This is a genomic window from Aeromonas finlandensis (assembly GCF_000764645.1).
GTDB classification, from domain to species: Bacteria; Pseudomonadota; Gammaproteobacteria; order Enterobacterales; family Aeromonadaceae; genus Aeromonas; species Aeromonas finlandensis.
In genome coordinates, this window is the sequence record NZ_JRGK01000031.1 from 36,329 (window position 1) to 52,008 (window position 15,680).

Annotated in this window: 14 protein-coding genes; 9 read left to right on the forward strand and 5 right to left on the reverse strand. The window is 52.3% G+C overall.

Translation table 11 applies throughout. The features are described from left to right. The first annotated feature begins 40 nt into the window (after positions 1–40). A complete protein-coding gene (locus tag LD28_RS0103755) occupies positions 41–1,645 on the forward strand; it encodes a peptide ABC transporter substrate-binding protein (protein ID WP_033135684.1) in 1,605 nt (534 codons plus the stop codon). Positions 1,646–1,774: 129 nt separating this feature from the next. Beyond that, positions 1,775–2,074: a hypothetical protein gene (locus LD28_RS22115; protein WP_081959407.1), complete on the forward strand. Its 300-nt coding sequence runs from the start codon at positions 1,775–1,777 to the stop codon at positions 2,072–2,074. A gap of 94 nt (positions 2,075–2,168) precedes the next feature. On the opposite strand, the gene dusA is transcribed toward LD28_RS22115, so the two are convergent. From dusA to LD28_RS0103785, 5 genes are all read right to left on the reverse strand, one after another. After that, the gene (gene dusA, locus LD28_RS0103765) at positions 2,169–3,221 is read right to left on the reverse strand and encodes a tRNA dihydrouridine(20/20a) synthase DusA (protein WP_081959409.1); all 1,053 of its coding nucleotides are present in this window, start codon (positions 3,219–3,221) and stop codon (positions 2,169–2,171) included. Between the two features lie 507 nt (positions 3,222–3,728). After that, on the reverse strand, positions 3,729–4,595 hold the full coding sequence (locus LD28_RS0103770) for a patatin-like phospholipase family protein (RefSeq protein ID WP_033135686.1): 867 nt from the start codon (positions 4,593–4,595) through the stop codon (positions 3,729–3,731). 208 nt (positions 4,596–4,803) lie between these two features. Then, positions 4,804–5,952 (reverse strand): cyclopropane fatty acyl phospholipid synthase, encoded by a 1,149-nt coding sequence (gene cfa / locus LD28_RS0103775; RefSeq protein ID WP_033135687.1) that lies wholly within the window; start codon positions 5,950–5,952, stop codon positions 4,804–4,806. Positions 5,953–6,303: 351 nt separating this feature from the next. Continuing rightward, entirely contained in the window at positions 6,304–7,014 is a 711-nt protein-coding gene (locus LD28_RS0103780) for a CBS domain-containing protein (RefSeq protein WP_033135688.1), read from the reverse strand. A gap of 32 nt (positions 7,015–7,046) precedes the next feature. Continuing rightward, positions 7,047–8,270: a CynX/NimT family MFS transporter gene (locus LD28_RS0103785; RefSeq protein ID WP_033135689.1), complete on the reverse strand. Its 1,224-nt coding sequence runs from the start codon at positions 8,268–8,270 to the stop codon at positions 7,047–7,049. A 149-nt stretch (positions 8,271–8,419) separates the two neighbouring features. On the opposite strand from LD28_RS0103785, the gene LD28_RS0103790 reads away from it, so the two are divergent. From LD28_RS0103790 to LD28_RS0103815, 7 genes are all read left to right on the forward strand, one after another. After that, the gene (locus LD28_RS0103790) at positions 8,420–9,202 is read left to right on the forward strand and encodes an AraC family transcriptional regulator (RefSeq protein ID WP_033135690.1); all 783 of its coding nucleotides are present in this window, start codon (positions 8,420–8,422) and stop codon (positions 9,200–9,202) included. A gap of 266 nt (positions 9,203–9,468) precedes the next feature. Beyond that, positions 9,469–9,885, forward strand: coding sequence for a pyridoxamine 5'-phosphate oxidase family protein (locus tag LD28_RS22835; protein ID WP_156120097.1), 417 nt, complete (start codon positions 9,469–9,471; stop codon positions 9,883–9,885). Between the two features lie 301 nt (positions 9,886–10,186). Then, the gene (locus LD28_RS0103795; protein WP_033135691.1) at positions 10,187–11,095 is read left to right on the forward strand and encodes a metal ABC transporter substrate-binding protein; all 909 of its coding nucleotides are present in this window, start codon (positions 10,187–10,189) and stop codon (positions 11,093–11,095) included. After that, a complete protein-coding gene (locus LD28_RS0103800) occupies positions 11,096–11,911 on the forward strand; it encodes a manganese/iron ABC transporter ATP-binding protein (protein ID WP_420911698.1) in 816 nt (271 codons plus the stop codon). 10 nt (positions 11,912–11,921) lie between these two features. Further along, positions 11,922–12,779 carry an iron/manganese ABC transporter permease subunit SitC gene (gene sitC / locus LD28_RS0103805; protein WP_033135692.1) on the forward strand — a complete coding sequence of 286 codons (858 nt, stop codon included), beginning with the start codon at positions 11,922–11,924 and terminating at the stop codon, positions 12,777–12,779. Then, complete coding sequence (locus LD28_RS0103810; RefSeq protein ID WP_033135693.1) at positions 12,776–13,624, forward strand: metal ABC transporter permease; 849 nt, start codon at positions 12,776–12,778, stop codon at positions 13,622–13,624. Before sitC ends, LD28_RS0103810 begins: the two co-directional genes overlap by 4 nt. A 530-nt stretch (positions 13,625–14,154) precedes the next feature. Next, positions 14,155–15,528 carry an AmpG family muropeptide MFS transporter gene (locus LD28_RS0103815; RefSeq protein ID WP_033135694.1) on the forward strand — a complete coding sequence of 458 codons (1,374 nt, stop codon included), beginning with the start codon at positions 14,155–14,157 and terminating at the stop codon, positions 15,526–15,528. Positions 15,529–15,680 lie beyond the last annotated feature (152 nt).

Sequence of the window (15,680 nt, forward strand, 5' to 3'; positions counted from 1 at the left end):
AGTTTTCTCCCCGCTTCACACTATTTGAAGGATCCGACCCATGAAAGGATGGAGCCCCTTGCTGGCCCTGTTGGGCTGCGCCGCTGTCCATGCTGCCGATATTCCCGCCGGAACACAACTCGCCGCCGAACAAGTGGTGGTTCGCCACCTCAAGGACGAACCTGCGAGCCTGAGCCCGCTCAAACTGGTCGGCTTGCCCGAATTGCAGGTATTGCGGGATCTGTTCGAGGGGCTGCTGACTCAGGGGCCGGATGGCAAACCGGTTGCCGGAGTCGCTGCGAGCTGGGAGAACAAGGGCAACCAGTTCTTCACCTTCCACCTGCGCCCGGATGCCCGCTGGTCCAACGGCGATCCGGTCAAGGCTGGCGACTTCGTCTACGGCTGGCGCAAGCTGGTCGACCCGAAAGAGGCTGCTACCTTCGCCTGGTTTGCCCAGCTGGCCCGGTTCGACAAGGTGGACGAGATCGTGGCTGGCAAATTGCCCGCCAGCGAGCTGGGGGTCAAAGCTATCGATGACCATACCCTGCAGGTGACCCTCTCCCAGCCGGTGCCCTACTTCCTGAGCCTGCTGAGCCACCCCAGTCTGTCGCCGCTGCATCAGGCTAGCATCGAGCGCTACAGCAACCAGTGGACCCAGCCCGGCAAGCTGGTGGGCAACGGCGCCTTTGTGCTGAACAACCGGGTGGTCAACGAGAAGCTGGAGCTGACCCCCAACCCCTACTACTGGGATCGGGCCCATACCGTGCTGACCCGGGTGATCTTCATACCCATCAATCAGGAGACTGCAGCCACCAACCGCTATCTGGCTGGCGATCTGCACATCACCGAATCCTTCCCCAAGGAGCAGTACGACAAGCTGAAGCAGCAGATCCCGGGTGAGGTCTACACCCCGGAGCAGCTCGGCACCTACTACTACGCCTTCAATACCCGGCAGGCGCCGCTGAGCGATGTACGGGTGCGCAAGGCGCTCTCCTACACCATCGACCGCGCCCTGATCGCCGACAAGGTGCTCGGTACCGGCGAGAAACCGGCCTACCACTTCACTCCGGATGTAACGGCAGGCTTCGAACCCAAGGCCAACCTGCTCTCCGCCAGCACGCAGCCGGATCTGGACAACAAGGCCAGAACACTGCTGAAAGAGGCCGGTTATGGCCCGGGCAAGCCACTCAAGCTGACCCTGCTCTACAACACCGCAGAAATTCACAAGAAGATGGCGCTGGCCATCGCCAGCATGTGGAAGCAGAAGCTGGGCGCCGAGGTCGAGCTGACCAATCAGGAGTGGAAGACCTATCTCGACAGCCGCCAGAGCGGTCAGTTCGAGGTGATCCGCTCCTCCTGGGTGGCTGACTACAACGATCCGTCCGCGTTCCTTGGCCTGTGGGGCTCCCACCACAGCGGCAATATGGCGGGCTTTGCCGATACCGGCTATGACCGTTTGCTGGCTCAGGCGGCCAATACCCGGGATGAGGCGGAGCGCAGCCGCCTGTTCGATCAGGCGGAGTCCATCCTCACAGAGCAGGCCCCCATCGCCCCCATCTACCAGTACACCAATGCCCGGCTGATCAAGCCCTGGCTCAAGGGGTACCCCATCAACAATCCGGAAGATGTGGCTTACAGCCGCCAGCTCTATCTCGTCAAACACTGAGTCAGACCCGCTCGCTGAACCGGACAGGGCCGCCTCGGGCGGCCCTGCTTATTGAGCCCGCACATGCTCAAGTTTTAGGCATGAACTGCCGCCATTCTACTGAATTCCCCCTCTCATCCCCGGTTTCCAATGCGTTATCTGTTCCTGCTCCCCCTGTTGTGGAACCTGCCCGCTCAGGCCAATAACGAATCCCAATGCCAGCAAGAATTTGTCGACTGGATGCTGCACCAGCAGCAACAACTGAGCGATCTCACATCCGACAAGATGACCCGGCGAAGAGCCCAGCGAGCTATCGAACTCGCCCGGCAGGAGCATGAAAAGGCGGGTAGCTTCTGCCAAACCATGCTGCAAATAGAGGAGTATCGCGACAGCGACCCACTCTTGACCCCGAGCGAGGGGGAGATCCATAACGTCCATCCCGCCAGCTGATCCTCACCAGCACCCCTTCCACCCATCAGGCGATGAAGATGAAAAAAGCGCGTCAACTGACGCGCTTTTTGTTGTTCTTGCAGCAGACTGCGGCTTATTCGGCGGTCTCGCTGCTGGCGAACTCCGGCACCTTGGCCATGGCATCCAGCACCACCTGAATACCGGCGCCCGGTTTGCAGGCGTTCTCGCTGAGGTGACGGCGCCAGGCGCGGGCCCCCTGCATGTTCTGGAACAGCCCCAGAATATGGCGGGTCATGTGGGAGAGGTAGTTACCCTTGGCCAGCTCCTGCTCGATATAGGGCAGCATCATCCGCACCACCTCGTGGCGGCTCGGCACGGCATTGTTCTGGCCGAACACCATATTATCCACCTGAGCCAGAATGTAGGGGTTCTGATAGGCTTCGCGCCCCATCATCACGCCATCCACGTGCTGCAGATGCTCAAGGGTCTGCTCCATAGAGGTGACACCGCCGTTGAGGGCGATGGTGAGATCCGGGTAATCCTGCTTGACCCGATAGACGCGGGGATAATCAAGCGGCGGGATCTCGCGGTTCTCCTTGGGGCTCAGGCCGCTCAGCCACGCCTTGCGGGCATGGACGATAAAGGTGTCGCAACCGGCATCGCGCACCTGTTCGATAAAGGCCTGCAAAAATTCGTAGGAGTCCTGATCGTCGATACCGATACGGGTCTTCACCGTCACCGGGATATCGACCACATCGCGCATCGCCTTGACGCAGTCAGCCACCAGCGCCGGTTCACCCATCAGGCAGGCGCCAAAACGGCCATTCTGCACCCGATCGGAGGGGCAGCCGACGTTGATGTTCACCTCGTCATAGCCACGCTCCTCGGCCAGCTTGGCACAGCGCGCCAGATCGGCCGGATTGCTGCCACCCAGCTGCAGGGAGATGGGGTGCTCCTGCTCGCTGTAACCCAGATAATCCCCCTTGCCGTGGATGATGGCACCGGTGGTCACCATTTCGGTATAGAGCAAGGTCTGGCGGCTCATCAGTCGATGAAAGTAACGGCAATGCCGATCAGTCCAGTCCAGCATGGGGGCAATCGAGAATGTCTGGCGGTGGGCAGGCGTGCCTGAGACGGCCTCAGAGCCTGATTTCACGGGGTTTTCACTGATTTGTTGCTGAGTCATTTGCAGGTGTTTCCAGACATTTGTTGATTGGATCTGCCCCATATCTGCCCCCCATTTCATGGGGCAGTTGTACTCCACGAGGTATCTATGGCTGGCTACACAATAGAAATACGTAAGGCCAGCAAAGGCGAGTTACGCTATCGCTGTACCATCAGGGAACATAAAGGCGAAGAGGTAGTATACCGAGAATCCCGGACCTTTGGCAGACAGTCAGACGCCAAGAGCCGGAGAATGCTGAGGGTTGCGATGATCGCGCGAGATGGTTTGCCAGGCCAGGTACCACCCGCCCCCACCATCCGCGAACTGATTTTCCTCTACCGCACCCAACCAGCCATCAGCCACACCACAGGCAGAATTGCCTCGACCCGGTTGCCGATTGCGATATCGCCAAACACAGTACAGCTCTCATCATCACCTTGGGGTCACTCAACAACGTCAAGGGCGGTCACATATATCGTCAGTGGGAACCTGTATTCACCACATTGGCACTTCAGAGACCATTTCGGGTTAAGCGGCCCCCCTTTGACGCTCTCTTCGTGCCCGCAGCAAGCTCTGGCGACCCTGCCAGTAGCCCTGCAGATAACCGGCATCAAGCTTGGCCGGATCCTTGGTGAACCGGGATACAGCAAAGTCACCGGGCGGAGCTATCACCTCGATGGTGCAATCCGCCGGGGGATTGGCAATGAAATCGAGCGCACGGTTGTAGCTATCTGCTCGCATCAACATGGCGTTGGCCAACGCAGGCTGAGTTTTGAGCAACGTTCTCACCATCCAGCAGAATCGCACCGGCTTCTTTCGATAACCCCAGGGTTCGGACAGGATGACCGTGAGCTGGCGGGCGCCCCGGCGATAAGCTTCGATCACCGGAATGGAGTCACTTAGGCCACCGTCCGCCATGGGGCGCCCTTCAACACAGGGGGTATCATGCTGCACCACAGGTAAGGCACAGGTGGCTTTCAGCACCTCATCCATATTGTCATGGTGCACAGGCTGGTAGGCGGCACGGCCCGTCTCCACATCGGTGGTTACCGCATAGAAGGGGATCGCCCGCTCACGTAAGGTATCGAGATCGAGCGGGAAACGATGACAGCTGGTGCGCCACAACCAGTCGATATCCACCAGATCACCGCCTCGGGCAAAGCGCAGTGGATCGAGGAATTGCGAGCTGCAGGCGAGCTCGGTAATGATGTGGTAGCTACGACGGGTCTGCCCGCTCAGGTAGGAGAGCAGGGTGGTCGCACCGGCCGAGACGCCGATGGCAAAATCAAAGGGGAGATAGTTGCTCTCGATGAAGGCATCGAGAACGCCGCTGGCAAAGATGCCGCGCATCGCCCCTCCCTCGACGATAATGGCCGACATATTGCCAGCCGTCATCGCATGCTCCCCAGATATGATTCCCAGCTGGACACGAGTATCCGAAATAGATCGAGTTGCTTGCTGCAATTTATTTTGGTGGAACATTGATAACATCCGTCGATAGATTTGCCATTTACATAGGCGGCCATACGAAGGCCACAGATCATGGGACGAACCATTTTTAAATGGTTGGTCTGGGTTGATAATACAGATAATAAAATCTGATTTACCGAGGCACCCTGATCCCGCCTCTCACTCCCTTCGGACTAAATACAACTTGCCAGAGCTGAATATCCCGAGCCCGAAAAGCACCCGCACATGCATTCAGGTAATAACTGAACATCAGATAAAACCGTTCGCTGTATTTACTTTTTAGTCTCGGCCAACTTTCAACAAAGCGCTCATACCACGCCATCAAAGTACGATCGTAATCTGCCCCGAAATTGTGCCAATCCTCCATAACAAAGTGTTTTTCACTATAGTTAGCAATATGCGCTACAGAGGGAAGGCAGCCATTAGGGAAAATATATTTATTGATCCAGGGGTCAACATTTAAGTCTGTTTTATTGGAACCGATACTGTGTAATAAAAACAGACCATCATCTGCCAGGCATCGCGCCGCCACCGCAAAATAAGTAGCGTAATTTTTGGGCCCTACGTGTTCGAACATACCCACAGAGACGATGCGATCAAATTGTTCATTCAGATCACGATAATCTTGCAGACGAATATCTACTGGCAGACCCGTGCAGTTGTCTTGTGCCAGCTTCTGCTGCTCTTCCGATATTGTAACGCCGACCACTGACACCCCGTAGTGGCTCGCGGCGAAGCGTGCCAGGCCACCCCAACCACAACCAATGTCCAGTAATCTCATCCCCTTCTTGAGCTGCAGCTTCTCACAGATCAGCCGTAGTTTGTCGCTCTGCGCCTGTTCAAGCTGATCTGTATCAGCCCAGTATCCGCAAGAGTATTGCATATAGGGATCAAGCATCTCTTCAAACAAATCATTACCGAGATCGTAATGCTCTTTACCGACCTGCCAGGCTCTCTTGCGAGTTTGTTTGTTAAATATCTTGGCTGACAAGGCATAGATCACATCGCCAAACCGACGAGGCATGCGCTGCTCCAAACCAGCACTCAGGATACGGTCAAACAACATATCGAGTCGATCGCAAGTCCACCAGTTATCCATATAGCTTTCGCCAAGACCCAGTGATCCCTCTTGTAATACTCGCTGGAAAAATAATGGATTAATCACCCGGATATCATATGGGCGACTACCATTGATGGTAATGCCCGCATAACCAAGTAACTCTTCGACAATATTGTAATAACGATCTTTTGTAACATCTAGGGTTGCAACTTGAACCGACATACGACTATTCCTTGACGTATAGGAAATTTAAACAACATTTTCGATTATACGTGTGCCTGATGCTTCCATATGGAAACAAGGCGGTAAATCATCAAACTATAGTTTATTTATATTGCAGACTGGATTGCCATAAAACCTCCGACGTGTAGATAAACACTGACCATCTATTTATTTAAATGCAGCGATACGTTCATATCACTCTCATCGATTTAGCGCATCCAGAGAGTATCAATAGTATCTCTGAGGCGTGAAAGGATAACAGTCGAGTTCTGAACAATTCACTTTCGTGAGGGGCAGAGGAAAATCATCTGCCCCATTATTGTCAAAAAGCATCTACGTAAATATCAGGTATCACCCATTTTTGGGAAGAAAAAGCCCTGTTATTGGCTCTACGAAAACCAGGTGATCCTGCACATCACAGTTGCCAGTCACCTCTTCGATTAGAGTAATCAAAGCCGTTCTTAAATTTTCATCCAAAATAGTTCCATAGATCTCTACGACACCATTTGTGACGTTAACCCTGATACGGCTCTTGGGCGCCCAATGTTGATTGTGTATTCGATGAATTATTTCTTTTTTAATATGATAATCATCAGCATGTTCTGGACTGTGGTCACGGACCAAAATAGTGCGCAGTGCCTTTAAAATGTCTGCGCGGGTAATAATACCGACTAATTTCCCCTCCCTCACCACGGGCACACGCTTGATCTTGTTGCTTTCCATCAAACTGATGACTTCATCAAGTGGCATCTCAGGAGTGACAGTTAACGGTTTGGTGGTCATAACCTCATTGGCATAACAAGCATGACTCTGGACGTACTCTTTAGCGAGTTCTCCCGGGCTATAAAAGAGTTCTTTCCAATGTGGCCGCTTTATCTCCGTCCCTAGTTCACTTCGACGCAGCAGATCGCCCTCGGTAACAATCCCAACCATTACGCCATCACCATTAAGCACGGGTAAGCCACTTATTTTCAAATTGAGGAGTAGACTGACCACCTCAAGAATAGGAGTGTGTTCGTTTACTGTGACGGGTGCAGTCGTCATCACATTTTCAGCGATCATGGTTATCTCCTGACGTTAAGGTTTCCAATTAGTCAACTAGTTGCGTCTAATGAAGTCATCACAGGGAGCAGGCGCGATCTGCCTGCCATATATCCGAATATCATCAGGATCAATGCCAGAACAGCACAACCAGCAAGCGGCAGCGTCCAATTGCCAATCCTGTCGTGGATCATGCCGGCAATAGGAGGGCCAATTGCTGCCAACAGATATCCCACACACTGTGCCATTCCAGATAATGACGCTGCTTGGGTTGAATTGGCTGAACGTAAACTAATAAATGCCAGACCAAGAATAACGCCAGCACCGGTACTGATCCCGAGCAGCACCACCCAGAGCGTTGCAAGGGAAGGAACAGCCATTAATCCAATCAGGCCCACAAAGCCCAGTAAGGCAAACAAGACTCCGAGCGCGCGCTGATCACGAAGCCGGACGAGTACAGGGCCAATGAAGAAACCTGGTACTGCAGTTGAAAGCTGTAACACCCCATGAAGTGAACCCGCTTCGGTCACACTGAAGCCAAGGTGCTGCAACATGGAAGGCAGCCAGGCAACGATGATGTAATAGACAAAAGAGTTAATGCCAAAATAGAGTGAAACCTGCCAGGCCAGCCCCGCTCCCCACACGCCAGTCTTGGGCTGAGTGTTTATAACGCCCGGATTATCTTGCTTAACCTTGTTACGTGTTATTTGTGGTAACCACACCGCCAGCGCAACCAGCGGAAATATCAGGGTAAATAATATAGAGTTCTGCCAACCCGTATGAAAATATTGCGTCAATGGAATAACAGTGGCGGATCCCAGTGCTGCAGCCAGTCCCATAGTTAACGCATAAAACCCTGTCAGACTTGCTGCTTTATGGGGCAAATCACGTTTTAAAATACCAGGCAGCAATACATTTCCTATCGCTATCCCAAGCCCCACCAGCAAGGTACCACCGTATAAACCGGTCAGACCCGCAAAGGAGCGGATACACACACCGAGAGCAATGGTTATCAACGCAAGAAATAACGCCTTTTCCATGCCGATTTTATGTGCCAATCCTGCCGCGCAGGGTGAGAACATGGCAAAAGCCAGCAGCGGCAATGTCTGCAACAGTCCAGCCTGAGCGGCAGTCAACTCAAAGCAGCTTCTAACCATATCCAACAGGGGGGACAAACTCGTGAAAGGGGCACGAAGATTCGTTGCAATAAGCAGTATGCCAGTGATTAATAACAAATTTCTTTTTTTAACAATTGGTGATTCTGGTACTTCACGCATCGTTTACTACTCTAAATTAAATTTCGGAGGCACTATAACCCTTTGTCTTTCTGGCCTTATATCGACATAATAACAATCAATCTCTAAATTTCGCCAAAAGCACTAATTCATGCTTCCATCAGCAAAGAAAAAAGAGGCCATCGCAGCGCATGTCATTGTCCAAGTCATTGAAAAATTTCGATATTGATCTAAATACAAACCCAGTTGTGGCCATGAAGGTTCACTCGGGAGACGGTGATGAAGAGCTCCCATTACATGTGCACAGAAAAGGGCAGCTGATATTGACCCTGCATGGCGGTGTTACCTGTCTTGCGCCCAATGCATACTGGATGGTCCCTGCAAACTGTGCCGCCTGGATTCCAGCAGGGCAGCCGCATAGCAATAGAGTGACAAGTAATGCCAAAGTATTGTTTTTGTATATTGAGCCCAATGTTCCAGGTATGCCGCAGGAATGCTGTACGCTACACATAAGCGCAATGCTGCGTGAGATGATGAAACATTTTGAGAGTTTTTCTCAGGATTACTCCAGTACCAGTTATAGTGCCCAATTTGCCCAGATCATGCTCCATGAACTCACCCTTATGCCTGTTGAACGACTAAGCCTGCCAATCAGTGACAATGCCAAGATAAGACTTCTTGCGGATAGCCTGATGAATTACCCGGGGGATAGAAGCTCGCTTGAAATATGGGCCAGTAGGCTAGCCATGAGTAAACGTACTTTTGAGCGATTTGTCCTGAAGGAAACCGGAATGACGTTCGGAAGATGGCGGCAACAGCTGCAACTTTTGGTGGCTATACGACTGCTTGTCACTGGTAGCTCAGTCCAGAATACAGCCTATGAGCTGGGTTATGACTCGGTCACGGCATTTATTACCATGTTCAAGAAAATGCTTGGAACCACGCCTGGACGTTATCTTGAAAATAAAGAGTGATTATTACTCTGTGATAGCACACCATCAACCAGATTGTCATAATTTAGCGATAATCTGGCGATACTGAAATACAACTCCCCTACGAACACATGCCAAAATCCAGCTACTGGACAGTTGAGTCATAGAAAGACCAATAAGTTCTTAGCATTATATGATGAAGCATGATGGCAGTGTCATCACAGATACTTGACTAAAGTTCCAGGGGGCATCAATGAATGGCGCATTGAAACATCATAAATTACATAGAATATGGATGTTGCTGGACAATGCAGTTAAAGAAAGAACATCTTATAGTTTATATGAAACTCGCAACAGCACCGATAGTCAACACACTAAATTTCAGAACTGTGCTTCTGCATAGCTTTGATAAAGAGCTTGGGGTTATTTCGTTTGTGACGAGCTCGCGTTCACAAAAAAATGGCGTGATAAATAACAACACCCATGTAAGCATGACAGCTATCGATGACACCAATTGTTCCGGAATAGTTTTATCAGGGATTACGTATCCATATCATGATGCAGAACCACTCCCATTGGAACCTGTTGGATATTTTTGTGTTATCAATGTAAAAATAACCAAAGTGGAATGGTTGGAATTTAATTCCGAGCCACAAAAAATAGAATCTTATATGAAAGTGGCCAATGAGTGGATTAGTAGCAATACCGCCCAATCGTTAATGTGATTTTTATGAAAAATAATGAGATGGCTTGTGGTCGATGGAAATACACCATCAGGTGTACCGATAACTATCTCGGAGCCCACCCCTTGCCTATCACACCTCATTCCCCTCAGAAATAACACTTAACATTGCTGACGTTGATTTTGCACACTCGCCCTGTCACAAACAAAGCATTCATTGAATGAATAGAAATATCGATGACTGGCGTTGTCACACCAATTTCACGAGCCTTTCGCCGGGAATAACCCCCCAAACAATATTGATTTTCAGCGCGACAGATTTAATCACCTCATAGGTATGTCATATGCATCCTTCTACCGTCAAAGCGATGATCCTTGGGGTCGCCCTTGGTTCAGCCTGGTCACTTCCTGCCTGGGCCCAGGACAAGCTCAAGGTGATAACCACCTTCACCGTCATTGCCGATATGGCAAAAAACGTGGCCGGAGAAGCCGCAGATGTCAGCTCGATAACCAAACCCGGGGCAGAAATTCATGAATATCAGCCCACGCCCGGCGATATCAAGCGCGCCCAGGATGCACAACTGGTCCTCACCAACGGCCTCAATCTGGAGCTGTGGTTCCAGCGTTTTTACCAGAACCTTCAAGATGTGCCCGAAGTCGTGGTGACTACGGGGATCACCCCGATTGGTATCACCGAGGGGCCATATAACGGTAAGCCGAATCCCCATGCCTGGATGTCGGCCGAGAACGCCATGATCTATGTCGACAATATTCGCGATGCACTGATCAAATATGATTCCCCCAACGCAGATACCTATAAACGAAACGCGGATGTCTACAAAACCAAGATCAGCCAAACCATTGAGCCATTGCGCCAGCAGGTTGCCAATATCCCGACCAACCAGCGCTGGCTGGTCTCCAGCGAAGGCGCCTTTTCCTATCTCGCCCGCGACCTCGGATTGAAAGAGCTGTACCTGTGGCCAACTAACGCCGATCAGCAAGGCACTCCCCAGCAGATACGCAAGGTGGTGGATACCGTGCGCAAGCATCAGATCCCGGCCGTGTTCAGTGAAAGCACCATTTCAGACAAACCGGCACGCCAAATAGCCCGCGAAACCGGCGCTCATTATGGCGGCGTACTCTATGTTGACTCGCTGAGTGCTCCGGACGGCCCGGTCCCCACCTATCTCGATTTGCTGAATGTCACCACCCGTACCCTGATACAGGGGCTTACAGATGGCATGAAGGAGTAAATGATGACGCACACGACAGGTATCGCAGTCTCTGATGTCACCGTCACCTACCGTAACGGCCACACGGCATTGCACGACGCCACCTTTGATGTACCGCGAGGCTCGATTGCCGCACTGGTGGGGGTTAACGGTTCCGGTAAATCCACGCTGTTTAAAGCGGTGATGGGCTTTGTCCACCTCTCCGCTGGCGACATCTCTATTTTGGGAATGCCTACCAGACAGGCACTGGGCCGAAGCCTGGTCGCGTACGTGCCACAGTCAGAAGAGGTGGACTGGTCATTCCCGGTGCTGGTGGAAGATGTGGTGATGATGGGGCGCTACGGGCATATGGGCATGCTACGCATCCCCAAAGCAGAGGATAGACGCCTCGTCACCGAGGCACTGGAGCGAGTCGATATGGCCCAACTCCGGCATAGACAGATTGGCGAACTTTCCGGTGGCCAGAAAAAGCGCGTATTTCTGGCGCGCGCCATCGCTCAACAGGGAGAAGTCATCCTGCTGGATGAACCGTTCACCGGCGTTGATGTGAAAACAGAGGCCAAAATTATCAGCCTGTTGCGTGAGTTGCGCGACGAAGGCAAGACCATGCTGGTGTCGACGCACAATCTGGGCTCGGTGACCGAATTCTGTGACTACACGGTCATGGTCAAGGGCTCTGTGCTGGCAAGTGGCCCGACCAACACCACCTTTACGGCAGAAAATCTGGAGCGAGCCTTTGGTGGTGTGCTGCGCCCCGTCTTGCTGGGCAATCCCGGGGAGAAGGTCGCCACCAGCGATGTGCAACCTTTGGTCACTCGTCGTCTGTCGGCAGGTTAACGGAGGTCTCATGAACGTGCTACTTGAACCCTTTGGCTATGAGTACATGCTAAACGCCATGTGGGTCTCTGCCATGGTGGGAGGGCTATGCGCTTTTCTCTCCTGTTACCTGATGCTCAAAGGTTGGTCGCTGATTGGCGATGCACTCTCCCATTCGATTGTGCCGGGGGTGGCGGGAGCTTATATGCTCGGCGTACCGTTTGCGATCGGCGCTTTTATATCTGGTGGGCTGGCAGCAGGTAGCATGTTGTATCTTAGCCAGCGCACCAAGCTGAAAGAAAATGCCGTTATCGGTCTGATCTTCTCCTCCTTTTTCGGGCTGGGGCTGTTTATGGTGTCCCTGAGCCCGACCTCCGTAAACATTCAGACCATAGTGATGGGCAATATTCTGGCCATCTTGCCCGAGGATATTGTTCAGCTGGCGATCATCGGGCTGGTCTCGATTGTCGTGTTGTTTTTCAAATGGAAAGATCTGATGGTCACCTTCTTCGATGAGAACCATGCGCGCGCCATAGGTTTGCAGCCGGGACGTCTGAAGTTCCTGTTCTTTACGCTGCTGGCCATTTCAACGGTGGCAGCACTACAAACCGTGGGGGCCTTTCTGGTGGTATGTCTGGTGGTAACGCCCGGGGCGACCGCGTGGTTGCTCACCGATCGTTTCCCTCGCCTGCTGCTGATTGCCGTCATCATTGGCAGTCTCACCAGCTTTCTTGGTGCCTGGATGAGCTACTTTCTGGATGGCGCGACCGGCGCCATTATTGTTGTGGCACAGACGTTATTGTTCCTGCTGGCATTTATCTTTGCACCAACCCACGGCCTGCTGGCAAGCCGTCGCCGCGCACGCCAAGTATTGGAGGTGCAGCCATGATGGCCCTGTTGTTTGAGCCACTCCAGTTTGGCTTTATGCAAAATGCGCTGCTCATTTCGCTGGTGGTCGCCATTCCTTGTGCGCTGCTATCGGTATTTTTAGTCTTGCGAGGCTGGGCGCTGATGGGTGATGCCATGAGCCATGCGGTGTTCCCCGGAGTGGTACTGGCGTGGATGGCAGGACTACCACTGGCGGTAGGCGCATTCATTGCCGGACTCGCCTGCGCGGTGGCAACCGGATATCTGAAAGACAACAGCCGGATCAAGCAAGATACTGTCATGGGGATCGTTTTTTCCGGTATGTTCGCCACCGGACTGATCCTGTATCTGGCCGTTAGGCCGGAGGTGCATCTCGACAACATCCTCTTTGGCGACATGCTGGGCATCAATACTGCGGATATGGTGCAAACGGGCATTATTGCGGCGGCGATTATGCTGGTCATCGGCACAAAATGGCGCGACCTCTTGCTTTTTTGCTTTGATTATCAACAGGCACAGGTCTGCGGTTTACACACCCGCTGGCTGCACTATGGCCTGCTGTGCATGGTCGCACTCACCATAGTGGCAACACTCAAAGCCGTTGGGATTATTTTATCTGTCTCCCTGCTTATCGCCCCCGGAGCAATAGCCATATTGCTAACCCATCGTTTTCATATCGCGCTGCTGGTGGCCATGACGGTTGCGGCACTGGTATCGGTGAGCGGTGTCTGGTTGTCGTTCTTCATCGACAGCGCGCCCGCCCCAACCATCGTTGTGCTTTTTGCCGCAGTCTTTATCGTGGCCTTTGTGGTCTCCAGCCTTAAAGCGCGAGCGCAGGAGCAGAAACTGTTCAAAAATGCACAGTGAAGGCATTGCGCAGAAAGTCTGGCACCCTAAATGGTCAAGTCGCACGGACTTGCCAGACACTCAGGGAGTGGAGGCGGTGCTCTTGGATGCGGTCGTCTTGAGCTGATGAGCTCCAATACCGTACCACTCCCGTTAACGTCAAGATCATCGCAACATGGCAACGCGGCTCATCGGCCGGGCCAAAAGGTCAATGGGGATGTGTTGCAAGGCATCTGGTTAACAACGCCGTCCTTCATCTGCAGCAATGGCGAGGGCTTGCGACAAGATACATCAGGAATACGCGTTCGTTGGTGGCAGCAGTGCAGATGTGCTGCACGTACTCGTGGGCATCGATATTATGACGACAGCCCCTGGAGTCAGCCTAAAAGCATTGCTTGTCTGCTGATATAGCCGGTCAACAATATGAAGTTCAAGAGCGGTGTACCGGTAGGGCAAGCGTTAGACAGCATTATTTACAGGCTCGATCTTGTTTCACTTTTGCCAATAACTTCATCAATCTGTCCGGGATGATTAGACCATATATCAGGTAGTTGAACATGATGCGCAAACCAAGCTGGAGAGACTCCCTTGCCTTCTATCTAGATTTTCGGGTGTTTATTCTTTTTGCCATGGGGTTTTCATCGGGTCTCCCATTGTTACTGTTATTTGGAACCCTGTCATTCTGGTTGCGCGAGGCTGATGTCACCCTGACCAATATCGGTTACATGAGCTGGGTAGTGCTGCCCTATGGTTTCAAGTGGTTGTGGTCTCCACTGGTAGATCGTCTGCCGCTGCCGCTGATGTCTACCCTGCTGGGGCGCCGTCGTAGCTGGATGATCTTCTCTCAGATCCTGATCTCCTGTGGTCTGGTGGGTATGGCGTTTTGCGATCCCAAGAGTGGCTTGACCCATCTAGTGTGGTTTTCCCTGCTGGTAGCCTTTGCGTCAGCGACTCAGGATATCGTTATCGATGCCTATCGCATCGAATCGGCACCGGAGAGTCTGCAAGCTGCCATGGCTGCATCCTCGATAGCCGGTTACCGGCTGGCGATGATTACTGCGGGTGCCGGTGCGCTGGCGCTGGCGGCCTGGTTTGGCAGCAACAGCGGATATGACTATCGTGGCTGGCAGATGACCTATCTGGTGATGGCGGCTCTGATGTTGATCGGGATGCTTACTACCCTGTTTTGCCACGAGCCAGATATCGATCTGGAAGGTCAGCATCTGCAGCAGGCAAAACGTAAGTCATTACTGCTGAATAGGGGATGGCCGAATTTGTGGGCGAGTGTGGGAGCCTGGGGCTACGAAGCGGTCTGGTGCCCCTTTGCTGATTTTTTTCGCCGTTATGGTCGTTCCGCGTGGCTGATCCTGGCGTTGATCGCCTGTTATCCGCTAGCCGATGTGGTGATGGCCGTGATGTCTAACAGCTTCTATGTGGATATGCAGTTTAGCAAAACGGAGGTTGCCGTCATTACCAAAGCATTTGGCGTCATCATGACGCTGGTTGGGGCGGGAATGGGCGGAGTGTTGGTCATGCGCTTTGGCACGCTGCGCATTTTGTTTCTTGGCGCGTTACTCACGGCCAGTACCAATTTACTGTTTGTCCTGCTCAATCAGGTGGGTCACAACCTGGAGCTGCTGACAGTGATCATCTCGCTCGATAACCTCTGCTCTGGTATTGGAACTGTGGCATTTTTGACTTATCTCTCAAATATTACCAATGTCGCATTTTCGGCGACCCAATATGCCCTCTTTAGTTCAGTAATGCAGTTATTACCAAAGTTTCTGACTGGTTTTTCGGGGCAGATTGTGGAGCAAGTTGGCTACAGTGCTTTTTTTGTCGGAACCAGTGCATTGGGTTTACCGGTATTATTACTGATTGTACTAGTGACCAAAAAGGTAAAGGACTTATCGAGGGGGGCGTGAATATTTTGTGAGGGGCAGTGTCAATAATTTCGCCACATATACACCACAAACAAGACCCGCATATTTTAATATTTCATTACTCCTCAATTATGGGTTGTCATCTTGAGCTGATGGCCCCAGTAAAATACCAGCTCCGTTACCGTAAAAATGAT